Genomic DNA, 24792 nt, shown 5'->3' with positions numbered 1-24792 from the left:
TATCGCTTCGCTAGCCGATGAAGGGGTTCAGAGCCTCCATCGCGCGCTGGGTGACCTCTTCCACCGGACCGGTGGCGTCCACGCCGACCAGGATCCCCTCGTCGGCGTAGAAGGAGACCAGGGGAGCGGTCTGCTCCTGGTAGACCTCCAGGCGGTGCCTGACGGTCGCCTCCTTGTCGTCGTCCCGCTGGTACAGCCGGCCGTTGCAGGCGTCGCAGACGTCGTCCTTCTTGTCATCGAAGTCGACATGCCAGATGCGGCCGCACTGGCTGCAGGTCCGGCGTCCCGCGAGCCTGCGGACGACCTCCTCGTCGTCGACCACGAGCTCCAGGACGATGTCCAGACCGACCTCGAACTCGGCGAGGATCTTCTTCAGGATCTCGGCCTGGGGCACGTTCCTGGGGAAGCCGTCGAGCAGGAAACCGTCCTGCGCGTCTTTCTCGGCGAGGCGGTCGCGGACCATCGCGATGGTGACCTCGTCGGGTACGAGGTCGCCGCGGTCCATGTATTCCTTGGCAAGCTTGCCGAGCTCCGTGCCACCCGAGACATTGGCGCGGAAGATGTCACCTGTCGAAATCTTCGGGATCGACAGGTTCGATGCGACGAACTGGGCCTGTGTCCCCTTACCCGCTCCGGGGGGCCCGACCAGGACGAGGCGCACTACTTCAGGAAGCCTTCATAGTTGCGCTGCTGCAGCTGGCTCTCGATCTGCTTCACGGTGTCGAGGCCGACACCAACCATGATCAGAATGCTCGTCCCTCCGAACGGGAAGTTCTGACTCGCACCGACGAGCGCCAGCGCGACGATCGGCACCATGGAGATCAGGCCCAGATACAGCGCGCCAGGAGCGGTGAGTCGCGTGAGCACGTAGTTCAAGTACTCAGCCGTCGGGCGGCCCGGACGGATGCCCGGGATGAACCCACCGTACTTCTTCATGTTGTCGGCGACTTCAACGGGGTTGAAGGTAATCGACACGTAGAAGTACGTGAAGAAGACGATAAGCAGGAAGAAGGTGATCATGTACGTCGGGGTGGTCCCGCCGCCGCCGAACTCCTGCGAGATCCACTGGATGATCGGGTGCGGCTCTTCCTGGGTGTTCGTGAAGAGCGTCGTGATCAGCTGCGGAAGGTAGAGCAGCGAGGAGGCGAAGATGACCGGGATGATGCCGGCCTGGTTGACCTTCAGCGGGATGTAGGTCGACGTCCCGCCGTACATCCTGCGGCCGACCATGCGCTTGGCGTACTGCACCGGGATCCGGCGCTGCGCCTGCTCCACCATCACGACCAGGGCGATCATCGCGATACCGACGACGATGACCACGGCGAAGACGAAGGCGCCCTTTTGGCGGGCGATGTTCAGCAGCTCGGACGGGAAGACCGCGATGACCTGCGTGAAGATCAGGATGGACATGCCGTTGCCGATGCCGCGGTCGGTGACCAGCTCGCCCAGCCACATGACGACGGCGGTGCCGGCCGTCATGGTCAGCACCATCGTGACGATGGCGAAGACGTTGTCCTTGTCGAGGAGGATCTCCTCGCGACACTGCGGGAACAGCTGGCCGCTGCGGGCCAGGGCCACGAAGGCGGTCGACTGCAGCACGGCCAGGCCGACCGTCAGGTAACGGGTGTACTGCGTGATCTTGGTCTGTCCGGCCTGCCCCTCCTTCTTGAGGGCTTCCAGGCGCGGGATGACCACGACGAGCAGCTGAAGAATGATGCTCGCGGTGATGTACGGCATGATGCCGAGGGCGAAAACTGAAAGTTTCAGAAGGGCGCCGCCGCTGAACAGCTGCACCATTCCGTAGATGTTGCCCGCGTCCCCCGCCTGCGCCTGGGTGAGACAACGGCTGATGTTCTCGGTATGCACACCCGGAGTCGGCAGGACCGACCCAAGTCGGAACAGCGCGATGATGCCCAAAGTGAAGAGCAACTTCTTACGCAGGTCCGGCGTACGGAACGCTCGGGTAAATGCGGTCAGCACGGTCCCTCCTGCGCGCCTGAAAGGCGAGGTCGGTCAGCGATGGTGCGGGGGTGTTCCATCTTTGCCATATCCAGTCAATGAGCCCAAGGAAATGAGTCGAGGCCCACTGTCCAGCGAACTCTAACGCACTACGGGCGCGGGAGCCCATTACGAGCCCCCGCGCCGCGTGATGATAACGCCTACAGCTCGGAGACGGAGCCCCCGGCAGCGGCGATCTTGTCCTTGGCCTTGGCCGAGAAGGCGTGCGCCTCCACGTTCAACGCCACGGAGATGTCACCGGTTCCCAGAACCTTGACGAGCTGGTTCTTACGAACCGCGCCCTTGGCGACGAGCGCGTCGACGGTGACGTCGCCACCGTCGGGGAACAGCTCGCCGAGCCTGTCAAGGTTGACGACCTGGTAGGTCGTCTTGAACAGGGCGTTGGAGAAGCCCTTGAACTTGGGCAGGCGCCGCTGCAGCGGAACCTGGCCACCCTCGAAGCCGAGCGGGACCTTGTTCCTGGCCCTCGTGCCCTTGGTACCACGACCCGCGGTCTTGCCCTTGGACGCCTCGCCGCGGCCCTTACGGACCTTCGACTTGTTGGCGCCGGGGGCCGGACGCAGGTGGTGGATGCGGAGCGGAGTGTTCTCTGCCATGTCTAGTCGACCTCTTCCACGGTGACGAGGTGCGTCACCACGGTGACCATGCCGCGGATCTCCGGGCGGTCCTCCTTGACAACGACGTCGCCGATTCGCTTCAGACCGAGCGAGCGCAGCGAGTCACGCTGGTTCTGCTTGCCACCGATCTTGGAACGGACCTGGGTAATCTTCAGGCGTGCCATGGACTAGCTCACCGCCTTCGCGGCCGCGGCCTCCGCGAGACCCTCGGCGCGAGCCTTGAGCATCCGCTTGGGGGCGACGTCCTCGATCGGGAGACCACGGCGGGCCGCGATCTCCTCGGGGCGGCTGAGGCCCTTCAGGGCCGCCACCGTGGCGTGCACGATGTTGATCGGGTTGTCCGAGCCGAGCGACTTGGACAGCACGTCGTGGATACCGGCGCACTCCAGCACGGCGCGCACCGGGCCACCGGCGATGACGCCGGTACCGGGCGAGGCCGGACGCAGGAAGACGACGCCCGCGGCCTCTTCGCCCTGCACGATGTGCGGGATGGTTCCCTGGATGCGGGGCACCTTGAAGAAGTGCTTCTTGGCCTCTTCGACACCCTTGGCGATCGCCGCGGGCACTTCCTTGGCCTTGCCGTAGCCGACGCCGACCATGCCGTTGCCGTCACCGACGATGACGAGGGCGGTGAAGCTGAAGCGACGACCACCCTTCACGACCTTGGCCACTCGGTTGATCTTCACAACGCGCTCGATGTACGAGACGCCCTTGTCAGCGTTTCCACCGCGGCGATCGTCACGACGACCGTCACGCCGCTCGCCACCGGCGGCGCCACCGCGACGCGGAGCTCCAGCCATTAGTGGTTCCTCTTCTCATTCGTAAGACGGGCCATCGGGTGCGATCCTGGATTGCGATCCTGGGACGGAGTCATCAGAACTCCAGTCCGCCTTCGCGTGCGCTGTCTGCCAGCGCCGCGATGCGGCCCGCGTAGCGGTTGCCACCCCGGTCGAACACGACCGCGGTGATCCCGGCTGCCTTGGCCCGCTGAGCGAGAAGCTCGCCGACCTGCTTGGCCTTGTCGGTCTTGGCGCCCTCCGCCGAGCGCAGGGAGGCGTCCATGGTGGACGCGCTCACCAGCGTGTGGCCCTGGGTGTCGTCGACGATCTGCACGAAGAGGTGCTTCGTGGAGCGGTTGACGACCAGGCGCGGACGCGTGGCCGTACCGGCCACCTTCTTGCGGACTCGGCCGTGGCGGCGGGCCCGCGAGACGGCGCGGGCGGCCGTGTGCTTGCCGAACGCAGTCTTGCCAGCCATGCCTACTTACCAGCCTTTCCGACCTTGCGGCGGATAACTTCACCCTGGTAGCGCACGCCCTTGCCCTTGTACGGGTCGGGCTTGCGCAACTTGCGGATGTTCGCGGCGATCTCGCCGACCTTCTGCTTGTCGATGCCGTCCACGTGGAACAGCGTCGGCCGCTCGACGCGGAAGGTGACACCCTCGGGGGCGTCGACGATCACCGGGTGGCTGAAGCCGAGAGCGAACTCGAGCTGAGTCGGGCTCTTGGCCTGCACGCGGTAACCGACGCCCACGATCTCCAGGGTCTTCGAGTAACCCTGGGTCACACCGGTCACCATGTTGGCGACCAGGGTGCGGGACAGGCCGTGCAGCGCACGGACCTTGTTCTCGTCGTTGGGGCGGGTGACGTTCAGGTTGCCGTCGTCACCCTTGGCGATCGCGATGGGTTCCGCGACCGTGTGTGAAAGCGTGCCCTTGGGACCCTTGACCGTGACGTCCCGGCCGTCGATGGCGACGTCCACTCCGTTCGGTACGGGGATGGGCAGCCGTCCGATTCTTGACATGCTGTTCGTTCTCCCCTCTACCAAACGAAGGCGAGGACTTCCCCGCCCACTCCACGCTTGCCGGCCTGCTTGTCCGTCATGAGACCGCCGGACGTCGAGATGATCGCGACGCCCAGTCCGCCCAGGACTCGGGGCAGGTTGTCCTTCTTTGCATAAACCCGCAGGCCGGGCTTGGAAACCCGGCGCAGGCCCGCGAGGGACCGCTCACGGGTCGGCCCGAACTTCAGCTCCACCACGAGGTTCTTTCCGACCTTGGCGTCTTCGACGCTCCAGGACTGGATGTAACCCTCCTGCTGGAGGATCTCGGCGATGTGCGCCTTGATCTTCGAGTACGGCATCGCCACACTGTCGTGGTACGCCGAGTTCGCGTTTCGCAGACGCGTCAGCATGTCTGCGATCGGGTCCGTCATCGTCATGGCCGGTGGCCTTCCTCACCGCGGTTTCCACAGGGGACCTACGGTGCGGTCATGGGCGCCTGTAGTCGGCGCCCGGTGAATACGACTTCTATGTGCGGCCGGTGCCACGCGCGGGCCCGTGATCGCTCACGGGGCCGCGCGGAAGGCTACCAGCTCGACTTGGTGATGCCGGGCAGCTCGCCCCGGTGCGCCATCTCGCGGAAGCAGATGCGGCACAGGCCGAACTTCCTGTAGACGGCGCGGGGACGACCACAGCGCGAGCACCGAGTGTACGCCCGGACCTCGAACTTGGCCTTGCGAGCAGCCTTGACCTTGAGCGACGTCTTCGCCATGATCAGGCCTCCTTGAACGGGAATCCGAGCTGCTTCAGCAGCGCCCGGCCCTGGTCGTCGGTCTTAGCGGTGGTCACGACCGTGATGTCCATACCACGCTGGCGGTCGACCTTGTCCTGGTCGATCTCGTGGAACATGACCTGCTCGGTGAGACCGAAGGTGTAGTTCCCGTTGCCGTCGAACTGCTTGGGCGACAGACCGCGGAAGTCACGGATTCGGGGCAGCGCCAGCGAGAGCAGCCGGTCGAGGAACTCCCACATGCGGTCACCGCGAAGCGTGACGTGCGCGCCGATCGGCATGCCCTCGCGCAGCTTGAACTGGGCGATGGACTTGCGGGCGCGGACGACCGCCGGCTTCTGGCCGGTGATCACGGTGAGGTCGCGGACGGCGCCTTCGATGAGCTTCGAGTCGCGCGCGGCCTCGCCGACGCCCATGTTCACCTTGATCTTGGTGATGGTGGGCACCAGCATGATGTTCTCGAACTCGAACTGCTCGTTCAGCTTCGCGATGATCTCTTCGCGGTAGCGCTGCTTGAGGCGCGGGAGGGCCCGCTGTCCGGTCTCGGTGGTGTTCGCGGTCATCAGTTGTCCTCACCCGTCTCCTCGGAAGCGGCCTTGGCCGACTCCTTCTTGGCGGGCTTGTCGTCCTTGGCAGGCTTCTCATCCTTGAGCTTCTTGACGTTGCTCACGTGGATGGGAGCCTCCAGGGTCTGCACGCCACCGGTCTTGGCGCCGCGCGGACCCTGGTTGGTCTCCTTGGCGTGCTTCTTGACCATGTTGACGCCCTCGACCACCACGCGCTCATCGCGCGGGTGGGCGGCGATCACACGGCCCTTGGCACCCTTGTCCTTGCCGGCGATGACCAGGACGAGGTCACCCTTCTTCACATGAAGCTTCGGCATTACAACACCTCCGGCGCGAGCGAGATGATCCGCATGAACTTCTTGTCACGCAGCTCACGTCCGACGGGACCGAAGATGCGGGTGCCCCGGGGGTCACCGCTGTCCTTGATGATGACGGCGGCGTTCTCGTCGAAGCGGATGTAGGAACCGTCGGGACGGCGGCGCTCCTTGACGGTGCGGACGATGACGGCCTTGACCACATCGCCCTTCTTCACGGTGCCGCCGGGGATGGCGTCCTTGACCGTGGCGACGATGATGTCGCCGATTCCCGCGTAACGGCGGCCCGAGCCACCGAGAACACGGATGCAAAGGACTTCCTTCGCACCGGTGTTGTCGGCGACCTTGAGCCGCGACTCCTGCTGGATCACTTGAACTCCTGTTTGTCTCGCCGGTTCTCACCCGTGGGTGAGCCTTGCGGAACCTGATGGTCTTTTTCCCCCGGCGACAGCCCTTCTCAGGACCGCCACCGCAGGCGGGGCGAAGATCGCTTCGCCCCCTTGGACGCCGTCATGGGGGGTGACGGTGTCACCCCCCACGAGGCGCGTTGCCTACTTGGCCTTCTCGAGGATCTCGATGACCCGCCAGCGCTTGCTGGCGGACAGCGGCCGGGTCTCCATCAGGAGGACACGGTCGCCGACACCGCAGGTGTTGGCCTCGTCGTGCGCCTTGTACTTGGTCGTCCTGCGGATGACCTTGCCGTACAGGGGGTGCTTGACGCGGTCCTCGACAGCGACCACGACAGTCTTGTCCATCTTGTCACTGACGACCAGACCCTCACGGGTCTTGCGGTAGTTCCGCGTCTCGGTCGTGGTTTCCGTGGCCTCAGCCATCGATCGACTCCTTCTCTACCGTGACGATTCCGAGCTCCCGCTCGCGCATCACGGTGTAGATACGGGCGATCTCGCGGCGGACGGCACGCAACCGCCCGTGGCTCTCCAACTGGCCGGTCGCTGCCTGGAAGCGGAGGTTGAACAGCTCCTCCTTGGCTTCCTTCAGCTTCGTGACCAGGGTGTCCTGGTCTTCCACCCGCAGCTCACCGGCGGTCAGGCCCTTAGCCATCACGCCTCACCCACTTCACGCTTGACGAACCGGCACTTCATCGGCAGCTTGTGCATCGCACGACGCAGGGCTTCGCGAGCCACCGGCTCGGCGACACCCGACAGCTCGAACATGATGCGGCCGGGCTTGACGTTGGCGATCCACCACTCCGGCGAACCCTTACCGGAACCCATGCGGGTCTCGGCGGGCTTCTTCGTGAGGGGGCGGTCCGGATAGATGTTGATCCAGACCTTTCCACCACGCTTGATGTGACGGGTCATCGCGATACGAGCCGACTCGATCTGGCGGTTGGTCACGTAGGAGTGCTCAATCGCCTGAATGCCGAACTCGCCGAACACGACCCTGGTGCCGCCCTTGGCGGCGCCGTGACGGTCGGGCCGGTGCTGCTTGCGGTGCTTGACCCTGCGCGGGATCAGCATGGTCAGCTCCCTTCAGCACCCGGCTGCGCAGCCGGGCCGGTCTCGGGGGCAGCCTGCGAGGCCGCCTCGTTCCTGGGGGCGGAGGCGCGGTCGCCACGGCCGGCACCCGCGCCACGACGGGCGCCACCGGCGCCGCCACGACGGGGGCGGTCGCCGCCACCGGCACCGGGGCCACGACGGTCGTCGCGGTCACGACGCTGGCCGGCACGAGCACCGGCGGCGGCCGCCTCGCGCTCGGCGCGGCTGGTCGGAGCCTCACCCTTGTAGATCCACACCTTCACGCCGATACGGCCGAAGGTGGTGCGGGCCTCGTACAGGCCGTAGTCGATGTCCGCGCGGAGGGTGTGCAGGGGCACGCGGCCCTCGCGGTAGAACTCCGAACGGGACATCTCGGCGCCGCCGAGACGACCGGAGCACTGCACCCGGATGCCCTTGGCGCCGCTCTTCATCGCCGACTGCATCGCCTTGCGCATGGCACGGCGGAACGAGACACGGCTGGACAGCTGCTCGGCCACACCCTGGGCGACGAGCTGAGCGTCGATCTCAGGGTTCTTGACCTCGAGGATGTTCAGCTGGACCTGCTTCTTGGTCAGCTTCTCGAGGTCACCGCGGATCCGGTCCGCCTCGGCGCCGCGGCGGCCGATGACGATGCCCGGACGGGCGGTGTGAATGTCGACCTGTACCCGGTCGGTGGTCCGCTCGATCTCCACCTTGGAGATGCCGGCCCGCTCCATGCCCTTCTTGAGCATGCGGCGGATCGCCACATCCTCGGCAACGTACGACTTGTAGAGCTTGTCGGCATACCACCGGCTCTTGAAGTCGGTCGTGATGCCGAGGCGGAACCCGTGCGGGTTAACCTTCTGACCCACTAGCGGGTCCTCCCCTTCGGCTCGCGGGACTCCACGATCACGGTGATGTGGCTGGTCCGCTTGTTGATCCGATAGGCACGACCCTGAGCACGGGGACGAAACCGCTTCAGCGTCGGGCCCTCGTCGACCCAGGCACGGCTCACGAAGAGCGTGTCACGGTCGAGCTTGAAGTTGTGCTCCGCGTTGGCAATGGCGCTCGAGAGCACCTTGTACACGGTCTCGCTCGCCGACTGGGGAGCGAACTGCAGCACGGCCTGCGCCTCCGAAGCGGGCAGCCCGCGAATGAGGTCCACCACACGGCGGGCCTTCATGGGCGTGTGGCGCGCGAACCGCGCCTGAGCCCTGGCTTCCATCGCTTACTCCTCTTACCCTTCGTTTTGGTCGAGTCCGTTTCGCCTTGTGAGGCTCGACGTCCTCTTCCTGAGGCGCTTATCGCCGGCTGCGGCGGTCTTCCTTGACGTGGCTGCGGAAGGTTCGCGTCGGAGCGAACTCACCCAGCTTGTGGCCGATCATCGACTCGGTGACGAACACCGGGACGTGCTTACGGCCGTCGTGAACGGCGATCGTGTGACCAAGCATGTCGGGCACGATCATGGAGCGCCGCGACCACGTCTTGATGACGTTTTTGGTGCCCTTCTCGTTCTGGACATCCACCTTCTTCTGAAGGTGGTCGTCCACGAAGGGACCCTTCTTAAGGCTACGTGGCATTTTGGCTGCTCCTACCGCTTCTTCCGCTTGGTACGACGGCGGATGATCAGCCGGTCGCTGGCCTTGTTCGCCGCACGGGTACGTCCCTCGGGCTTGCCCTTGGGGTTGACAGGGTGACGACCGCCGGAGGTCTTACCCTCACCACCACCGTGCGGGTGGTCGACCGGGTTCATCGCGACACCGCGGACGGTGGGGCGCTTGCCCTTCCACCGCATCCGGCCGGCCTTGCCCCAGTTGATGTTGGCCTGCTCGGCGTTGCCGACCTGGCCGATCGAGGCCCGGCAGCGAACATCGACCTGGCGCATCTCGCCGGAGGGCATACGCAGCGTGGCGTACTGGCCCTCCTTGGCGAGGAGCTGGATCTGCGCGCCGGCGGACCGGCCCAGCTTGGCGCCACCACCCGGACGGAGCTCCACCGCGTGGATGAAGGTACCGGTCGGGATGTTGCGCAGCGGGAGGCAGTTACCCGGCTTGATGTCGGCCGTGGGGCCGTTCTCGATGTTGTCGCCCTGCTTGAGGCCGGTCGGGCAGAGGATGTAGCGCTTCTCCCCGTCGGCGTAGTGCAGCAGCGCGATGCGGGACGTGCGGTTCGGGTCGTACTCGATGTGAGCGACCTTGGCCGGGATCCCGTCCTTGTCGTGACGCCGGAAATCGATGATCCGGTAGGCGCGCTTGTGGCCACCACCCTGGTGACGGGTGGTGACTCGGCCGTGGACGTTACGGCCACCCTTGCTGTGCAGGGGTGCAAGCAGCGACTTCTCGGGCGTGCTGCGCGTGATCTCGGCAAAGTCCGAGACGCTGGCGCCGCGGCGACCCGGGGTCGTCGGCTTGAGTTTACGGATGCCCATCTTTTTCGTTCATCCTTCGTCGGTTAATCCGGTCGAATGCCCCTCACCAGGCGGCGAGGGGCTTTCTCCCTGTACTTACTGAGCGAGCGCGTCAGCCGATCTGGCCGAAGATGTCAATCCGGTCGCCCTCGACCAGGCTGACGATGGCTCGCTTGGTGGCCGGGCGCTGGCCGTAGCCGAACCTGGTCCGCTTCCGCTTGCCCTGGCGGTTGATGGTGTTGACGCTGGCGACCTTGACACCGAAGATCTTCTCAACGGCGATCTTGACCTGCGTCTTGTTGGCCGTCTTCCGCACCAGGAACGTGTACTTGTTGTGCTCGTCGATCAGGCCGTAGCTCTTCTCGGAGACAACCGGCTTGATGATGATGTCGCGCGGGTCGGCGATCTTCTCCATCAGGCGTCTTCCTTCCCGCTCTTGCTCAGACGCGCCACGATCTGGTCGTAAGCGTCCTGAGTGAAGACGACGTCGTCGTAGCAGAGCACGTCGTAGGTGTTGAGCTGCCCGGCGTCCAGAAGGTGGACCTCGGGAGCGTTGCGCAGGCTCAGCCAGCTGAGCTCGTCACCCTCGTCGACGACGACCAGGACGCTGCGGGCCTTGGTGAGCCTGCGAAGCGACTCGAGAGCCGCCTTGGTCTTCGGGGTCTCCCCCTCGACCAGACCGCTGACCACGTGAACGCGGCCGCCGGTCGCCCGGTCGGACAGGGCCCCGCGCAGGGCGGCGGCCTTCATCTTCTTGGGAGTCTTCTGGGAGTAGTCCCGCGGAACCGGGCCGTGGACGGTGCCACCGCCGGTGAACTGCGGGGCGCGGGTCGAACCCTGGCGGGCGCGGCCGGTGCCCTTCTGGCGGTACGGCTTCTTGCCGCCGCCTCGAACCTCACCGCGGGTCTTCGCCTTGTGGGTGCCCTGCCGGCGAGCGGCGAGCTGGGCCACGACGACCTGGTGGATCAGCGGGATGTTGACCTTCGTGCCGAAGATGTCCTCCGGCAGGTCGACGGTGCCGGCCTTCTCACCGCGTACGTCGAGGACGTCAATGGTGCTCACTTGGCAGCCCCCTTCTTGGCGGCGGTGCGGACCAGGACCAGGCTGCCGTTGGCGCCGGGGATCGCACCCTTGATCAGGATGAGGCCCTTCTCGGCGTCCACGGCGTGAACCTTGAGGCTCTGGACGGTCGTGCGGACGTTGCCCATCCGGCCCGCCATGCGCACGCCCTTGAAGACGCGGCCGGGGGTGGCGCAGCCACCGATGGAACCGGGCGAGCGGTGCTTGCGCTGCGTACCGTGCGAGGCGCCGAGGCCCTTGAAGCCGTGGCGCTTCATGACACCCGCGAAACCCTTGCCCTTGCTCTTGCCCGTCACGTCGACGAACTGGCCGGCCTCGAAGGTGTCGGCGAGGAGCTCCTGGCCCAGGGTGTAGTCGCTCGCGTCGTCGGTGCGGATCTCCGCGAAGTAACGGCGCGGGGTGATGTCGTGCTTGCGCAGGTAGTCGCCGAGCGGCTTGTTGACCTTCCGCGGGTCGACCTGGCCGAAGCCCAGCTGGACGGCGGTGTAGCCGTCCTTCTCGGCGGTGCGGACGCGGGTCACGACGCACGGGCCAGCCTCGACGACGGTCACCGGGACCATCCGGTTGTCCGCGTCGAAGACCTGGGTCATGCCGAGCTTCTTGCCCAGGACGCCCTTGATCTTGTTAGCCATGTCAGTGCGTTCCCTCAGAGCTTGATCGAGATGTCAACGCCGGCGGGAAGGTCGAGTCGCATGAGCGAGTCGACCGTCTTCGGCGTCGGGTCGATGATGTCAATCAGCCGCTTGTGCGTGCGCATCTCAAAGTGCTCGCGGCTGTCCTTGTACTTGTGCGGCGAGCGGATGACGCAGTACACGTTCTTCTCGGTCGGCAGCGGCACCGGGCCCGCGACCTTGGCGCCAGTCCTTGTCACCGTCTCGACGATCTTCTTGGCCGAGACGTCGATGACCTCGTGGTCATAGGCCTTGAGCCGAATGCGGATCTTCTGTCCCGCCATAATGGCCTCGGTGTCCTTCACTGTCGTCTGAAAAAGTTACGTGCGGCCTGTTGCCGCTGTGTCATGGCCGGGTCCGTCCGGGACGGTCCCGCCACGTCGTGCCGGAGCACGTCGCGCCCTGGGGCGGCGTTCTCCGCACATGCCCCACGTAGCAGACGCTGTGAGTCCGCGCTTTCTTCCGTGATCTGGCAATTAGTTCGGTCATCCTTCGGCCGAACCAACTGCGAGATCACGGTTCGTGGGGTCCTGCCGGGGTCCGCGCCCTGCGGCGCGGTCCCCTCGTGGGGAGGCGGCCGGCCCTGCGTCGAGGGCCGACCGCCACTCCGCGATCGTACTACTTGATGATCTTCGTCACTCGACCCGCACCGACGGTGCGGCCACCCTCACGGATGGCGAACTTGAGACCGTCCTCCATCGCGATGGGCTGGATCAGCGCGACGTTCATCTCCGTGTTGTCGCCGGGCATGACCATCTCGGTGCCCTCGGGGAGGTTCACCACGCCGGTCACGTCGGTCGTACGGAAGTAGAACTGCGGGCGGTAGTTGTTGAAGAACGGGGTGTGGCGGCCGCCCTCGTCCTTGCTCAGGATGTAGACCTGGGCCTCGAACTCGGTGTGCGGGGTGGTCGTGCCCGGCTTGATGATGCACTGGCCGCGCTCGACGTCCTCGCGCTTGATGCCGCGCAGGAGCAGACCGACGTTGTCACCCGCCTGGCCCTCGTCGAGGAGCTTGCGGAACATCTCGACACCGGTGACCGTGGTGGTGGTCTTGGTCTCCTTGATGCCGATGATGTCGACGGTCTCGTTGACCTTGACGATGCCACGCTCGATACGGCCGGTGACGACCGTGCCGCGACCGGTGATCGAGAAGACGTCCTCGATCGGCATCAGGAACGGCTTGTCGGTCTCACGGGTCGGCTCGGGGACGTTCTCGTCCACGGCGGTCATGAGCTCGATGATCGAGTCGCCCCACTTGGCGTCGCCCTCGAGCGCCTTCAGCGCCGAGACGCGGACGACCGGCAGGTCGTCGCCGGGGAACTCCTGGGCCGAGAGGAGCTCACGGACCTCGAGCTCGACGAGCTCCAGGATCTCCTCGTCGTCCACCATGTCGGACTTGTTGAGGGCCACGACGATGTAGGGGACGCCGACCTGGCGGGCCAGGAGGACGTGCTCCTTCGTCTGCGGCATCGGACCGTCGGTGGCGGCGACCACGAGGATCGCACCGTCCATCTGAGCCGCACCGGTGATCATGTTCTTCACGTAGTCGGCGTGACCGGGGCAGTCCACGTGGGCGTAGTGGCGCTTCTCGGTCTGGTACTCGACGTGCGCGATGGAGATCGTGATACCACGAGCCTTCTCCTCGGGCGCCTTGTCGATCTTGTCGAACGGGGTCGCCTCGTTGAGGTTCGGGAAACGCTCGTGGAGCACCTTGGTGATCGCCGCGGTCAGAGTGGTCTTGCCGTGGTCGATGTGCCCAATGGTGCCGATGTTTACGTGCGGCTTGGTCCGCTCGAACTTGGCCTTGGCCACTGCTCTCTCCTTAGAGATTCTGACGTGACTTGCGTCTTCATATTCGGGCTTGGGGAGGCCGGCCCTTCTCGGAACCGGCCGGCGAGAGGTATCTCGCCCCGCACCCCTCCGGTGGCGGGGTGACGATCTCTCGCCTCCCGCACTCGGAACGGTGCTGGACTACTCGCCCCGCACCTTCGCGACGATCTCCTTGGCGATGTGCGCAGGCACTTCCGCGTAGGAGTCGAACTGCATGCTGTAGCTCGCGCGTCCCTGCGTCTTGCTACGGAGGTCTCCCACGTAGCCGAACATCTCAGAGAGCGGCACGAGCGCCTTGATGATCCGGGCGCCGGAGCGCTCGTCCATCGCCTGGATCTGCCCGCGGCGACCGTTGAGGTCACCGATGACGTCACCCATGTAGTCCTCGGGCGTGGTGACCTCGACGGCCATCATCGGCTCCAGGATTACGGCGTCCGCCTTGCGCGCGGCCTCCTTGAAGGCCATCGAGCCAGCGATCTTGAAGGCCATTTCGGACGAGTCCACCTCGTGGTAGGCGCCGTCCTGCAGGGTGACCTTGACCCCGACCATGGGGTATCCGGCGAGAACACCGAACTCGGCAGCCTCCTGGGCGCCCGCGTCGACCGAGGGGATGTACTCCCTCGGGATACGGCCACCGGAGACCTTGTTCGAGAACTCGTAACCGTCGTTGCCCTCGCCCAGCGGCTCAATGTCAATGATGACCTTGGCGAACTGGCCGGAACCACCGGTCTGCTTCTTGTGGACATAGTCGACCTTCTCCACCTTGCGGCGGATGGTCTCCCGGTAGGCCACCTGAGGCCGGCCGATGTTGGCCTCGACCTTGAACTCGCGGCGCATCCGGTCGACGAGGATCTCCAGGTGGAGCTCGCCCATACCCCAGATGACCGTCTGCCCGGTCTCGTCGTCACGCCGGACCTGGAAGGACGGGTCCTCCTCGGCCAGACGCTGGATCGCGGTGCCCAGCTTCTCCTGGTCACCCTTGGTCTTGGGCTCGATGGCGACGCTGATGACCGGCGCCGGGAAGTTCATCGACTCCAGGACCACGGGGTGAGCCGGGTCCGACAGGGTGTCACCGGTGGTGGTGTCCTTCAGACCCATGACGGCGACGATCTGACCCGCGACGGCCGACGGGCGCTCTTCGCGCTTGTTGGCGTGCATCTGGTAGATCTTGCCGATCCGCTCCTTGCGGCCCTTCACCGAGTTGACCACGGCGGTGCCGGTCTCGAGCGTGCCCGAGTAGATGCGGATGTAGGTGAGACGGCCCAGGTGCTGGTCGCTCATGATCTTGAAGGCGAGCGCGGAGAAGGGCTCGTTCACGTCGGCGTGACGCTCGATGACCTCCTCCTCCTTGCCGACCGCGTGGCCCTTGAAGGCCGGGATGTCGATCGGGGCGGGGAGGTAGGCGACGATCGCGTCGAGCAGGGGCTGGACGCCCTTGTTCTTGAACGCGGTGCCGGTCAGGACCGGGTTGATGGCGCTGGCCAGCGTGGCGCGGCGGATGGCCGCGACCAGCTGCTCCTCGGTGGGCTCGACGCCCTCCAGGAAGAGCTCCATCAGCTCGTCGTCGTTCTCGGAGACCGTCTCGACGAGCTTGTCACGCCACTCGCGAGCGATCTCGGCGTGCTCGGCCGGGATGTCGACGGTCTCGTACATCTCGCCCTTGGCCGCCTCGGCGCTCCAGAGCAGACCCTTCATCTTGACCAGGTCGATGACGCCCTTGAAGTCGGCCTCGACGCCCCAGGGAAGCTGGATGACGGCGGGGGTCGCGTTCAGGCGGCTGATCATCATGTCGACGCAGCGGTGGAACTCCGCGCCGACCCGGTCCATCTTGTTGACGAAGCAGATCCTGGGCACTTCGTAGCGGTCGGCCTGACGCCAGACCGTCTCGGACTGCGGCTCGACACCGGCGACGCCGTCGAACACGGCGACGGCACCGTCGAGGACGCGGAGCGAGCGCTCCACCTCGATCGTGAAGTCCACGTGGCCCGGCGTGTCGATGATGTTGATCGTGTGGCCGAGCCATTCGCAGGTCGTGGCAGCGGAGGTGATGGTGATACCACGCTCCTGCTCCTGCTCCATCCAGTCCATCGTGGCTGCGCCCTCGTGGACCTCACCGATCTTGTAGTTGATACCGGTGTAGAACAGGATGCGCTCGGTCGTCGTGGTCTTGCCCGCGTCGATGTGGGCCATGATCCCGATGTTACGGACCTTGGCCAGGTCAAGAGCGGTCGTGGTGGCCACTTCTCTCGCGTCCTCGTCGTCTCGTCGAACCCGCTGTTACCAGCGGTAGTGGGCGAAGGCCTTGTTGGACTCGGCCATCTTGTGGGTGTCCTCGCGCTTCTTGACGCTTGCGCCGAGGCCGTTGCTGGCGTCGAGCAGTTCGTTCATGAGGCGCTCGGTCATGGTCTTCTCGCGGCGGGCGCGGGAGTACTGCACCAGCCAGCGCAGGGCCAGGGTGGTGCTGCGCGCCGCGCGCACCTCGACCGGGACCTGGTAGGTCGCGCCACCGACACGGCGGCTGCGGACCTCAAGGGTGGGCTTGACGTTGTCCAGCGCGCGCTTCAGGGTGACGACCGGGTCGTTGCCGGTCTTCTCCTTGGCGCCTTCGAGGGCGCCATACACGATGGACTGGGCGATGGATCGCTTGCCGTCCAGGAGCACCTTGTTGATGAGCGCGGTGACCAGGGGCGAGTTGTGAACCGGGTCAGCCATGAGCTGACGACGGCCAGGAGAACCCTTGCGAGGCATTCCTACTTCTCCTTCTTCGCGCCGTAACGGCTACGGGCCTGCTTGCGGTTACGGACACCCTGGGTGTCGAGCGAGCCGCGGATGATCTTCTTCTTCGGGGTCGTGGTGTAAACGCGCATGCAGGTGCCGCGTCGCTGAGGGCTGGCCTTGAGCGCCGGGGTCTTGGTCTTGGTGACCTTGTCCTGGCGGCCCTTGCGGACCAGCTGCTGAATCGTGGGCACCGCGTCTCCGTTCGTGCTAGCCGGTAATTCGAATGTGATGCATTTTGCAGGTACTGCCGGTGTCATGACCTGCGGTTCTTTCATCCCCTCCGACCCACGCGGTCGGGCGTGTCGCGTAGGTTCCGCGCCACATCCCGGTTAAGGCCGGTCCGGTGGAGGAGGCCACGCGGCGCCTCTGCCGACTCCCCAATGGGAAACCTGTCGACGCGCACGCATGAAGGCCCATGAAGACATGGGCACGAAGGAAAAGACTACCCAGCCCAACGCAACACGTCAAAACGGTTGCACTCGCCAGGCGCCGGCGTTCGTGTCATGACTCCCGCGATCGGTTTCCGACCGACCGCTTCTGGGTCCGTGTCGAGTTTACCCGCCGCGGAGCACTTCTCCGGCCGTTCTCCGCATTAACGTACGGCTTTCACCGCAACATTCCGGTCAAGAAAGGTCCACATCCCCAGCTACCGGGCCTGCGGGAGGGAAAAGCACCGGCGCCGGGGAGAGGCGCGCGGAAAAGGCGACGGCGCCCGGCCCCCTTCCGGGGACCGGGCGCCGTTCGTGGCCACTCTCGGCCGGCTGCGACCGCTTAGCGGTTGTACTGCCCGAAGTCGTACTCCTCCAGCGGCACGGCCTCACCGGAGCCCGAGCCGAAGGTGTAGTCGGCCGCGGAGCCGTCGTAACCGCCGACGGTGTACATGGCGGCCTTGGCCTCCTCGGTGGGCTCGACCCGGATGTTGCGGTACTGGGGCATGCCCGTACCGGCCGGGATGAGCTTTCCGATGATGACGTTCTCCTTGAGGCCGAGCAGCGAGTCCGACTTGGCGTGGATCGCCGCGTCGGTGAGCACTCGGGTCGTCTCCTGGAAGGACGCCGCGGACAGCCAGGACTCGGTGGCGAGCGAGGCCTTGGTGATACCCATCAGCACCGGGCGTCCGGAGGCCGGCGTGCCGCCCTCCGCCACGCACTCGCGGTTGATCCGCTCGAAGCGCGGCCGCTCGACGAGCTCACCGGGCAGCATGTCGGCGTCGCCGGACTCCAGCACGTTCACGCGCTTGAGCATCTGCCGCACGATGATCTCGATGTGCTTGTCGTGGATCGACACACCCTGCGAGCGGTAGACCTGCTGGACCTCCGCCACGAGGTGCAGCTGCACGGCCCGGGGGCCGAGGATGCGCAGCACCTCGTTGGGGTTGACCGCACCGGCGATCAGCTGCTGGCCGACCGTGACGCGCTGCCCGTCGGAGACCAGCATGCGCGACCGCATCGACACCGGGTACGCGACCTCCTCGGAACCGTCGTCCGGGACGATCACGATCTTCCGCGTCTTGTCGGTCTCGTCGATGCGGACCCGGCCCTCGGCCTCGCTGATCGGGGCGACACCCTTGGGGACGCGCGCCTCGAAGAGCTCCTGCACACGGGGCAGACCGTGGGTGATGTCGGCGCCCGCCACACCACCGGTGTGGAAGGTCCGCATCGTCAGCTGGGTGCCGGGCTCGCCGATCGACTGGGCGGCGATGATGCCGACCGCCTCGCCGACGTCCACGAGCTTGCCGGTCGCGAGCGAGCGGCCGTAGCAGGTGGCGCAGACACCGATCTTGGCCTCGCAGACGAGCGCGCTGCGGGTCCTGACGGTCTCCACACCGGCCTCGACCAGCGCGGTGACGTGGATGTCGTTGATGTCGACGCCCACCGGCACGATGATCTTGCCGTCCACCTCCACGTCCTCGGCGAGGATGCGGCCGTGCACGTTGCTCTCGGCGTTCTCCGCCTTGACCAGGTTGCCCTGGGCGTCGCGCTCGCCGACGTGCAGCGGGACGCCGCGGTCGGTGCCGCAGTCGATCTCGCGGACGATGACGTCCTGCGCGACGTCCACCAGACGACGGGTCAGGTAACCCGAGTCGGCGGTCCGCAGCGCGGTGTCCGCCAGACCCTTCCGCTGGCCGTGGGTGGAGATGAAGTACTCCAGCACCGACAGGCCCTCGCGGAACGAGGCCTTGATCGGACGCGGGATCGTCTCACCCTTGGTGTTGGACACCAGACCACGGATTCCGGAGATCTGCCGGACCTGCATCAGGTTTCCTCGGGCGCCCGACTGGACCATCATCCAGACCGGGTTGGTCTTCGGGAACGCCTTCTGCATGTCGTCGGTCACGTCACTGGTCGCGTGCGTCCAGATCTCGATGAGCTCCTGACGGCGCTCCTCGTCCGTGATCAGACCGCGCTCGTACTCACGCTGGACCTTGTCGGCCCTGCGCTCGTACGTCTCCATGATCTCGGCCTTGTTCGGCGGCGCGATGACGTCCTCGATGGAGATCGTCACACCGGCCCTGGTCGCCCAATAGAAACCGGCGTCCTTGAGGGCGTCGAGCGCCGCGGCGACCTCGACCTTGGGGTACTTCTCGGCGAGCTCGTTGACGATGACCGACAGCTGCTTCTTGCCGACCTGCGAGTTCACGTACGGGTAGTTCGCCGGCAGGGTCTGGTTGAACAGGCACCGGCCCAGGGTGGTCTCCAGGCGGTAGCTGTCACCTGCCTCCCAGCCCTCGGGACCGGCCCAGCCGCGGGGCGGCGGGACGTCGCCCTTCATCCGGATCTGGATCAGCGACTGGATGTCCAGCTCGCGGCGGTCGAAGGCCATGAGCGCCTCCGACACCGAGCCGAAGACCCGGCCCCTGCCGACACCGTTCTCGTCCTCGTCCTTGAGCGTGGTCAGCGAGTAGAGGCCGATGATCATGTCCTGGGTGGGCATGGTCACGGGCTTGCCGTCGGCCGGCTTGAGGATGTTGTTCGTCGACAGCATCAGGATGCGGGCCTCGGCCTGCGCCTCGGCCGACAGCGGCAGGTGCACGGCCATCTGGTCACCGTCGAAGTCCGCGTTGAACGCGGTGCAGACGAGCGGGTGGATCTGGATGGCCTTGCCCTCGACCAGCTGCGGCTCGAAGGCCTGGATGCCCAGGCGGTGCAGGGTCGGCGCGCGGTTGAGCAGCACGGGGTGCTCGGTGATGACCTCTTCGAGGACGTCCCACACGACCGGCCGGGCCCGCTCGACCATCCGCTTGGCCGACTTGATGTTCTGCGCGTGGTTCAGGTCGACCAGGCGCTTCATCACGAACGGCTTGAAGAGCTCCAGCGCCATCTGCTTGGGCAGACCGCACTGGTGCAGCTTCAGCTGCGGGCCGACGACGATGACCGAACGGCCGGAGTAGTCGACTCGCTTGCCCAGCAGGTTCTGGCGGAACCGGCCCTGCTTGCCCTTCAGCATGTCGCTGAGGGACTTCAGGGGGCGGTTGCCGGGACCGGTGACCGGGCGGCCGCGGCGGCCGTTGTCGAACAGCGCGTCGACGGCCTCCTGGAGCATCCGCTTCTCGTTGTTCACGATGATCTCGGGGGCACCGAGGTCGAGAAGCCTCTTGAGGCGGTTGTTCCGGTTGATCACCCGGCGGTACAGGTCGTTCAGGTCCGAGGTCGCGAACCGGCCACCGTCGAGCTGCACCATCGGGCGCAGGTCCGGCGGGATGACCGGGATGCAGTCGAGGACCATCCCGTTGGGCGAGTTGCGGGTGTTCAGGAACGCCGACACGACCTTGAGACGCTTGAGCGCGCGGGCCTTCTTCTGGCCCTTGCCGCTGCGGATCGTCTCGCGCAGGTTCTCGGCCTCGAGAGCGAGGTCGAAGTTGGTCAGACGCTCCTGGATGGCCTGGGCGCCCATGCCACCGCGGAAGTAGCGGCCGAAACGGTCGCGCATCTCGCGGTAGAGCAGCTCGTCGCCCTCGAGGTCCTGGACCTTGAGGTTCTTGAAGCGGCTCCAGACCTCGTCCAGCCGGTCCAGCTCGCGCTGGGCCCGGTCGCGCAGCTGCCGCATCTCGCGCTCGGCGCCCTCGCGGACCTTGCGGCGCTGGTCGCCCTTGGCGCCCGCGGCCTCAAGCTCGGCCAGGTCGGTCTCCAGCTTGCGCTGGCGAGCCTCGATGTCGGCGTCACGGCGCTGCTCGATGTGCTGCCGCTCGACGGAGATCTTCGCCTCGAGCGACGGCAGGTCACGCTCGCGCATTTCCTTGTCGACGTGCGTGATCATGTAGGCCGCGAAGTAGATGACCTTCTCGAGGTCCTTCGGGGCCAGGTCGAGCAGGTATCCCAGACGGGACGGGACACCCTTGAAGTACCAGATGTGCGTGACGGGCGCGGCCAGCTCGATGTGGCCCATCCGCTCACGACGCACCTTGGCGCGGGTCACCTCGACGCCACAGCGCTCACAGATGATGCCCTTGAAACGGACGCGCTTGTACTTACCGCAGTAGCACTCCCAGTCGCGGGTCGGACCGAAGATCTTCTCGCAGAAGAGTCCGTCCTTCTCGGGCTTGAGCGTCCGGTAGTTGATCGTTTCGGGCTTCTTCACCTCGCCGTGCGACCACTGGCGGATGTCGTCGGCGGTCGCGAGGCCGATCCGAAGCTCGTCGAAGAAGTTGACGTCGAGCACTATGTAATCCCCTCCTCAGCTTCTAGATCAGACCTCTTCGACGCTGCTCGGCTCACGCCGGGACAGGTCGATGCCGAGCTCCTCCGCGGCGCGGAAGACGTCCTCGTCGGTGTCGCGCATCTCGATGGACATGCCGTCGCTGGAGAGCACCTCGACGTTCAGGCACAGCGACTGCATTTCCTTGATGAGCACCTTGAACGACTCCGGGATGCCCGGCTCGGGAATGTTCTCGCCCTTGACGATCGCCTCGTAGACCTTCACGCGGCCCAGGACGTCGTCGGACTTGATGGTGAGCAGCTCCTGCAGGGCGTAGGCGGCGCCGTACGCCTCCAGGGCCCAGACCTCCATCTCACCGAAGCGCTGGCCACCGAACTGGGCCTTACCGCCGAGCGGCTGCTGAGTGATCATGGAGTAGGGGCCGGTCGAACGGGCGTGGATCTTGTCGTCGACCAGGTGGAGCAGCTTCAGGATGTAGATGTAGCCGACGGAGATCGGGTGCGGGAACGGCTCCCCGGAACGGCCGTCGAACAGCTGGGCCTTTCCGTTCGCGCCGACCATGCGCCCGCCGTCCCTGTTGACCAGGGTGTTGTCGAGCAGACCGATGATCTCTTCCTCGTTGGCACCGTCGAACACCGGCGTGGCCATGTTGGTGCGCGGCTCGACCTCGGCGAAGCCCTTGTCGCGCAGCCGCTCGGCCCACGCCTCCTGGATGCCGGTGATGTCCCACCCTCTGGCGGCGATCCACCCGAGGTGGGTCTCCAGGACCTGGCCGACGTTCATTCGGCCGGGCACGCCCAGCGGGTTGAGGATGATGTCGACGGCGGTGCCGTCCTCGAGGAACGGCATGTCCTCGACCGGAAGGATCTTGGAGATGACGCCCTTGTTGCCGTGCCGGCCGGCCAGCTTGTCGCCGTCGGTGATCTTACGCTTCTGGGCCACGTAGACGCGGACCAGCTCGTTGACGCCGGGGGGGAGCTCGTCGCCCTCCTCGCGGCTGAACACGCGGACGCCGATGACCTTGCCCTGCTCGCCGTGCGGCACCTTCAGGGAGGTGTCACGGACCTCGCGGGCCTTCTCACCGAAGATCGCGCGAAGCAGGCGCTCCTCGGGGGTGAGCTCGGTCTCGCCCTTGGGCGTGACCTTGCCGACGAGGATGTCGCCCGGGACGACCTCGGCGCCGATGCGGATGATGCCGCGCTCGTCGAGGTCGGCCAGGACCTCCTCGGAGACGTTCGGGATGTCCCGGGTGATCTCCTCGGGGCCCAGCTTGGTGTCGCGGGCGTCGACCTCGTGCTCCTCGATGTGGATCGAGGACAGGACGTCGTCCTGCACCAGGCGCTGGGAGAGGATGATCGCGTCCTCGTAGTTGTGGCCCTCCCACGGCATGAACGCCACGAGGAGGTTCTTGCCCAGGGCCATCTCGCCGTCGTCGGTGCAGGGACCGTCGGCGACGACCTGGTTCACCTCGATCCGGTCGCCTTCCTTGACGATCGGCTTCTGGTTGAAGCAGGTGCCCTGGTTGGAGCGCTTGAACTTGGCGACCCGGTAGGTCGTGCGGGTGCCGTCGTCGTTCATCACCGTGACGTAGTCGGCGGAGACCTCCTCGACCACGCCCGCCTTGTCGGCGGTGATGACGTCGCCGGCGTCGGTCGCGGCACGGTACTCCATGCCGGTGCCGACCAGCGGCGCCTCGCTCTTGAGCAGCGGCACCGACTGGCGCTGCATGTTGGAGCCCATGAGCGCGCGGTTGGCGTCGTCGTGCTCCAGGAAGGGGATCATCGCGGTCGCCACGGACACCATCTGGCGTGCCGAGACGTCCATGTAGTCGACCTCGTTGGCGCGCAGGGACTCGAACTCCCCGCCCTTCCTGCGGACGAGCACGCGCGGCTCGAGGAACGTTCCGTCGGGACCGATCGGCGTGTTCGCCTGGGCGATGACGTGCCGGTCCTCCTCGTCCGCGGTCAGGTAGTCGACCTGGTCGGTGACCCGGCCGTCGACGACCTTGCGGTAGGGGGTCTCGACGAAACCGAAGGAGTTGACCCGGCCGAAGGAGGCCAGCGAGCCGATCAGACCGATGTTCGGTCCTTCCGGCGTCTCGATCGGGCACATGCGGCCGTAGTGCGACGGGTGGACGTCACGGACCTCGAAGCCGGCCCGCTCACGGGACAGACCACCGGGGCCCAGCGCGGACAGACGACGCTTGTGCGTCAGGCCGGCCAGGGGGTTGGTCTGGTCCATGAACTGGGACAGCTGGGAGGTGCCGAAGAACTCCTTGATCGACGCCACGACCGGGCGGATGTTGATCAGGGTCTGCGGCGTGATCGCCTCGACGTCCTGGGTCGTCATCCGCTCGCGGACGACGCGCTCCATGCGGGCCAGGCCCAGGCGGACCTGGTTCTGGATGAGCTCACCCACCGTGCGGAGACGGCGGTTGCCGAAGTGGTCGATGTCGTCGGTCTCGACGACGATCTCACCGTTGGCGCCGGGCATCTCGACCTCGCCGGCGTGCAGCCGGACGATGTACTCGATGGTGGCGACGATGTCGTCCTCGGTGAGCGTGCCCTGGGTGATCTCGCTGTCGACCCCGAGCTTCTTGTTGATCTTGTATCGGCCGACCTTGGCGAGGTCGTAACGCTTGGAGTTGAAGTACAGGTTCTCCAGCAGCGTCTGCGCCGACTCCTTGGTCGGCGGCTCGCCCGGGCGCAGCTTGCGGTAGATGTCGAGCAGAGCGTCGTCCTGGCCGGCCGTGTGGTCCTTCTCCAGGGTGGCGCGCATGGACTCGTACTGACCGAAACGCTCAAGGATCTGCTCGCTGGTCCAGCCGAGCGCCTTGAGCAGGACGGTGACGGCCTGCTTGCGCTTGCGGTCGATGCGGACACCGACGCTGTCACGCTTGTCGATCTCGAACTCGAGCCAGGCGCCCCGGGAGGGGATCACCTTGCATCCATAGAGGTCCTTGTCGGAGGTCTTGTCGACACTGCGGTCGAAGTAGACGCCCGGGGACCGGACCAGCTGGGAGACGACGACACGCTCGGTGCCGTTGATGATGAATGTGCCCTTGCCGGTCATGAGCGGGAAATCGCCCATGAACACGGTCTGGCTCTTGATCTCACCAGTGGTGTTATTGATGAACTCCGCCGTGACGAACATCGGGGCGGAGTAGGTCATGTCCTTGTCTTTGCACTCATCGACTGAGTACTTGGGCGGCTCGAACCGGTGATCGCGGAACGACAGGGACATGGTCCCGGAGAAGTCCTCGATGGGACTGATCTCCTCAAAGATCTCTTCGAGGCCCGACTGGGCCGGAACGTCCTTGCGCCCGGCCTGGCGAGCCGCCTCGACCCGCCCCTTCCACTTCTCGTTGCCGAGCAACCAGTCGAAGGACTCGGTCTGAAGAGCGAGAAGGTCAGGAACTTCTAGCGGCTCCTGAATTCGTGCGAAAGACACACGACGGGGACCGGCGGGTACGGCGAAGGCGTTGCGCGAGGCTGCCAACAGATGTCCTTCCGAGGGCTCGCGGCGGACTGACTACACGCACGCCAGACGACCATGCATCAGAGCACCAAAAGAAGCGGGTCGTCAAAGGGCAGCGCAAAGGGGCAGTGTAGCCGAACGGCATACACCTGTCCACTTCAGTCTCGCTGCAAGCTCCACGTTGGTCGCAGCATCGCCCGTCAGAGCCGAAACGTCAAGCCCGGGAGCTGACATTTCGGCCGGGAAATGGCCCAGACCTTGGGAGTTTTCCCACCGGGTGACCTGCGTACACCACAAGGCCGGAGACGATGCCCGACCTGGTGCGGCTGAC

The 24792-nt window shown here is 65.9% G+C and carries 29 protein-coding genes; all 29 read right to left on the bottom strand.

What is annotated here, in order from left to right:
* Nucleotides 1-10 precede the first annotated feature (10 nt).
* Nucleotides 11-661 carry an adenylate kinase gene (locus ACTOQ3_RS08515; protein WP_440070953.1) on the bottom strand — a complete coding sequence of 217 codons (651 nt, stop codon included), beginning with the start codon at nt 659-661 and terminating at the stop codon, nt 11-13.
* Nucleotides 661-1980, bottom strand: a complete 1320-nt coding sequence (secY, locus tag ACTOQ3_RS08510; RefSeq protein WP_440082812.1) for a preprotein translocase subunit SecY — start codon at nt 1978-1980, stop codon at nt 661-663. Before secY ends, ACTOQ3_RS08515 begins: the two co-directional genes overlap by 1 nt.
* Nucleotides 1981-2159: 179 nt before the next feature.
* Complete coding sequence (gene rplO / locus ACTOQ3_RS08505; RefSeq protein WP_362839960.1) at nt 2160-2615, bottom strand: 50S ribosomal protein L15; 456 nt, start codon at nt 2613-2615, stop codon at nt 2160-2162.
* A gap of 2 nt (nt 2616-2617) precedes the next feature.
* Nucleotides 2618-2800 carry a 50S ribosomal protein L30 gene (gene rpmD, locus ACTOQ3_RS08500; RefSeq protein WP_012887849.1) on the bottom strand — a complete coding sequence of 61 codons (183 nt, stop codon included), beginning with the start codon at nt 2798-2800 and terminating at the stop codon, nt 2618-2620.
* 3 nt (nt 2801-2803) lie between these two features.
* Entirely contained in the window at nt 2804-3436 is a 633-nt protein-coding gene (gene rpsE, locus ACTOQ3_RS08495) for a 30S ribosomal protein S5 (protein WP_329089955.1), read from the bottom strand.
* A 73-nt stretch (nt 3437-3509) separates the two neighbouring features.
* Nucleotides 3510-3893, bottom strand: a complete 384-nt coding sequence (gene rplR / locus ACTOQ3_RS08490; RefSeq protein WP_344913778.1) for a 50S ribosomal protein L18 — start codon at nt 3891-3893, stop codon at nt 3510-3512.
* A 2-nt stretch (nt 3894-3895) separates the two neighbouring features.
* Nucleotides 3896-4438 (bottom strand): 50S ribosomal protein L6, encoded by a 543-nt coding sequence (rplF, locus tag ACTOQ3_RS08485; protein WP_344746701.1) that lies wholly within the window; start codon nt 4436-4438, stop codon nt 3896-3898.
* A 17-nt stretch (nt 4439-4455) separates the two neighbouring features.
* On the bottom strand, nt 4456-4854 hold the full coding sequence (gene rpsH / locus ACTOQ3_RS08480; RefSeq protein WP_329089949.1) for a 30S ribosomal protein S8: 399 nt from the start codon (nt 4852-4854) through the stop codon (nt 4456-4458).
* A gap of 146 nt (nt 4855-5000) precedes the next feature.
* Nucleotides 5001-5186: a type Z 30S ribosomal protein S14 gene (locus ACTOQ3_RS08475; RefSeq protein WP_012887844.1), complete on the bottom strand. Its 186-nt coding sequence runs from the start codon at nt 5184-5186 to the stop codon at nt 5001-5003.
* 2 nt (nt 5187-5188) lie between these two features.
* Nucleotides 5189-5767: a 50S ribosomal protein L5 gene (gene rplE, locus ACTOQ3_RS08470; RefSeq protein WP_329089947.1), complete on the bottom strand. Its 579-nt coding sequence runs from the start codon at nt 5765-5767 to the stop codon at nt 5189-5191.
* The gene (rplX, locus tag ACTOQ3_RS08465) at nt 5767-6087 is read right to left on the bottom strand and encodes a 50S ribosomal protein L24 (RefSeq protein WP_440082811.1); all 321 of its coding nucleotides are present in this window, start codon (nt 6085-6087) and stop codon (nt 5767-5769) included. The genes rplE and rplX overlap by 1 nt, the downstream gene beginning before the upstream one ends.
* A complete protein-coding gene (gene rplN, locus ACTOQ3_RS08460; RefSeq protein ID WP_012887841.1) occupies nt 6087-6455 on the bottom strand; it encodes a 50S ribosomal protein L14 in 369 nt (122 codons plus the stop codon). The genes rplX and rplN overlap by 1 nt, the downstream gene beginning before the upstream one ends.
* A 180-nt stretch (nt 6456-6635) precedes the next feature.
* Nucleotides 6636-6917 (bottom strand): 30S ribosomal protein S17, encoded by a 282-nt coding sequence (rpsQ, locus tag ACTOQ3_RS08455; protein WP_326635528.1) that lies wholly within the window; start codon nt 6915-6917, stop codon nt 6636-6638.
* Nucleotides 6910-7146 (bottom strand): 50S ribosomal protein L29, encoded by a 237-nt coding sequence (rpmC, locus tag ACTOQ3_RS08450; protein ID WP_030912909.1) that lies wholly within the window; start codon nt 7144-7146, stop codon nt 6910-6912. Before rpmC ends, rpsQ begins: the two co-directional genes overlap by 8 nt.
* Complete coding sequence (gene rplP / locus ACTOQ3_RS08445; RefSeq protein WP_030912912.1) at nt 7146-7565, bottom strand: 50S ribosomal protein L16; 420 nt, start codon at nt 7563-7565, stop codon at nt 7146-7148. The genes rpmC and rplP overlap by 1 nt, the downstream gene beginning before the upstream one ends.
* 2 nt (nt 7566-7567) lie before the next feature.
* A complete protein-coding gene (rpsC, locus tag ACTOQ3_RS08440; RefSeq protein ID WP_362870059.1) occupies nt 7568-8434 on the bottom strand; it encodes a 30S ribosomal protein S3 in 867 nt (288 codons plus the stop codon).
* Nucleotides 8434-8787: a 50S ribosomal protein L22 gene (gene rplV, locus ACTOQ3_RS08435; RefSeq protein WP_030912916.1), complete on the bottom strand. Its 354-nt coding sequence runs from the start codon at nt 8785-8787 to the stop codon at nt 8434-8436. The genes rpsC and rplV overlap by 1 nt, the downstream gene beginning before the upstream one ends.
* Nucleotides 8788-8863: 76 nt before the next feature.
* The gene (rpsS, locus tag ACTOQ3_RS08430) at nt 8864-9142 is read right to left on the bottom strand and encodes a 30S ribosomal protein S19 (RefSeq protein WP_012887835.1); all 279 of its coding nucleotides are present in this window, start codon (nt 9140-9142) and stop codon (nt 8864-8866) included.
* Nucleotides 9143-9153: 11 nt separating this feature from the next.
* Nucleotides 9154-9990: a 50S ribosomal protein L2 gene (gene rplB, locus ACTOQ3_RS08425; protein ID WP_329089941.1), complete on the bottom strand. Its 837-nt coding sequence runs from the start codon at nt 9988-9990 to the stop codon at nt 9154-9156.
* A 91-nt stretch (nt 9991-10081) separates the two neighbouring features.
* The gene (rplW, locus tag ACTOQ3_RS08420) at nt 10082-10384 is read right to left on the bottom strand and encodes a 50S ribosomal protein L23 (RefSeq protein WP_030912923.1); all 303 of its coding nucleotides are present in this window, start codon (nt 10382-10384) and stop codon (nt 10082-10084) included.
* Nucleotides 10384-11031 carry a 50S ribosomal protein L4 gene (gene rplD, locus ACTOQ3_RS08415; protein ID WP_344746698.1) on the bottom strand — a complete coding sequence of 216 codons (648 nt, stop codon included), beginning with the start codon at nt 11029-11031 and terminating at the stop codon, nt 10384-10386. The genes rplW and rplD overlap by 1 nt, the downstream gene beginning before the upstream one ends.
* A complete protein-coding gene (rplC, locus tag ACTOQ3_RS08410; protein ID WP_329089937.1) occupies nt 11028-11681 on the bottom strand; it encodes a 50S ribosomal protein L3 in 654 nt (217 codons plus the stop codon). Before rplC ends, rplD begins: the two co-directional genes overlap by 4 nt.
* A 14-nt stretch (nt 11682-11695) precedes the next feature.
* Nucleotides 11696-12004, bottom strand: a complete 309-nt coding sequence (gene rpsJ / locus ACTOQ3_RS08405; RefSeq protein ID WP_030912931.1) for a 30S ribosomal protein S10 — start codon at nt 12002-12004, stop codon at nt 11696-11698.
* A gap of 334 nt (nt 12005-12338) precedes the next feature.
* Nucleotides 12339-13532 carry an elongation factor Tu gene (gene tuf / locus ACTOQ3_RS08400; RefSeq protein WP_362839969.1) on the bottom strand — a complete coding sequence of 398 codons (1194 nt, stop codon included), beginning with the start codon at nt 13530-13532 and terminating at the stop codon, nt 12339-12341.
* A 159-nt stretch (nt 13533-13691) separates the two neighbouring features.
* Nucleotides 13692-15740: an elongation factor G gene (gene fusA, locus ACTOQ3_RS08395; protein ID WP_440071015.1), complete on the bottom strand. Its 2049-nt coding sequence runs from the start codon at nt 15738-15740 to the stop codon at nt 13692-13694.
* Nucleotides 15741-15827: 87 nt separating this feature from the next.
* Entirely contained in the window at nt 15828-16298 is a 471-nt protein-coding gene (gene rpsG, locus ACTOQ3_RS08390; RefSeq protein WP_012887827.1) for a 30S ribosomal protein S7, read from the bottom strand.
* A gap of 2 nt (nt 16299-16300) precedes the next feature.
* Nucleotides 16301-16519 carry a hypothetical protein gene (locus ACTOQ3_RS08385; protein ID WP_440082810.1) on the bottom strand — a complete coding sequence of 73 codons (219 nt, stop codon included), beginning with the start codon at nt 16517-16519 and terminating at the stop codon, nt 16301-16303.
* A gap of 580 nt (nt 16520-17099) precedes the next feature.
* Entirely contained in the window at nt 17100-20987 is a 3888-nt protein-coding gene (locus ACTOQ3_RS08380) for a DNA-directed RNA polymerase subunit beta' (RefSeq protein WP_350970959.1), read from the bottom strand.
* Nucleotides 20988-21014: 27 nt separating this feature from the next.
* Nucleotides 21015-24482, bottom strand: a complete 3468-nt coding sequence (gene rpoB, locus ACTOQ3_RS08375) for a DNA-directed RNA polymerase subunit beta (protein WP_440082809.1) — start codon at nt 24480-24482, stop codon at nt 21015-21017.
* Nucleotides 24483-24792 lie beyond the last annotated feature (310 nt).

This window comes from Streptosporangium sp. LJ11 (assembly GCF_051918945.1).
Classification (GTDB): Bacteria; Actinomycetota; Actinomycetes; order Streptosporangiales; family Streptosporangiaceae; genus Streptosporangium.
Note: the sequence above shows the minus strand (reverse complement) of the source record. Positions and strands in the feature narration are given on the sequence as shown.

Coding starts and splice junctions, on each gene's coding strand:
- ACTOQ3_RS08475 (WP_012887844.1), bottom strand. CDS start 5,186: ATGGCGAAGACGTCGCTCAAGGTCAAGGCTGCTCGCAAGGCCAAGTTC.
- rpmC (WP_030912909.1), bottom strand. CDS start 7,146: ATGGCTAAGGGCCTGACCGCCGGTGAGCTGCGGGTGGAAGACCAGGAC.
- rplF (WP_344746701.1), bottom strand. CDS start 4,438: ATGTCAAGAATCGGACGGCTGCCCATCCCCGTACCGAACGGAGTGGAC.
- rplP (WP_030912912.1), bottom strand. CDS start 7,565: ATGCTGATCCCGCGCAGGGTCAAGCACCGCAAGCAGCACCGGCCCGAC.
- rplR (WP_344913778.1), bottom strand. CDS start 3,893: ATGGCTGGCAAGACTGCGTTCGGCAAGCACACGGCCGCCCGCGCCGTC.
- rplB (WP_329089941.1), bottom strand. CDS start 9,990: ATGGGCATCCGTAAACTCAAGCCGACGACCCCGGGTCGCCGCGGCGCC.
- rplC (WP_329089937.1), bottom strand. CDS start 11,681: ATGGCTAACAAGATCAAGGGCGTCCTGGGCAAGAAGCTCGGCATGACC.
- rpsS (WP_012887835.1), bottom strand. CDS start 9,142: ATGCCACGTAGCCTTAAGAAGGGTCCCTTCGTGGACGACCACCTTCAG.
- rplE (WP_329089947.1), bottom strand. CDS start 5,767: ATGACCGCGAACACCACCGAGACCGGACAGCGGGCCCTCCCGCGCCTC.
- rpsH (WP_329089949.1), bottom strand. CDS start 4,854: ATGACGATGACGGACCCGATCGCAGACATGCTGACGCGTCTGCGAAAC.
- rpsJ (WP_030912931.1), bottom strand. CDS start 12,004: ATGGCGGGACAGAAGATCCGCATTCGGCTCAAGGCCTATGACCACGAG.
- rplX (WP_440082811.1), bottom strand. CDS start 6,087: ATGCCGAAGCTTCATGTGAAGAAGGGTGACCTCGTCCTGGTCATCGCC.
- rpsE (WP_329089955.1), bottom strand. CDS start 3,436: ATGGCTGGAGCTCCGCGTCGCGGTGGCGCCGCCGGTGGCGAGCGGCGT.
- rpmD (WP_012887849.1), bottom strand. CDS start 2,800: ATGGCACGCCTGAAGATTACCCAGGTCCGTTCCAAGATCGGTGGCAAG.
- rplO (WP_362839960.1), bottom strand. CDS start 2,615: ATGGCAGAGAACACTCCGCTCCGCATCCACCACCTGCGTCCGGCCCCC.
- rpsQ (WP_326635528.1), bottom strand. CDS start 6,917: ATGGCTGAGGCCACGGAAACCACGACCGAGACGCGGAACTACCGCAAG.
- rplW (WP_030912923.1), bottom strand. CDS start 10,384: ATGGAGAAGATCGCCGACCCGCGCGACATCATCATCAAGCCGGTTGTC.
- rpsG (WP_012887827.1), bottom strand. CDS start 16,298: ATGCCTCGCAAGGGTTCTCCTGGCCGTCGTCAGCTCATGGCTGACCCG.
- fusA (WP_440071015.1), bottom strand. CDS start 15,740: ATGGCCCACATCGACGCGGGCAAGACCACGACGACCGAGCGCATCCTG.
- rplV (WP_030912916.1), bottom strand. CDS start 8,787: ATGGAAGCCAGGGCTCAGGCGCGGTTCGCGCGCCACACGCCCATGAAG.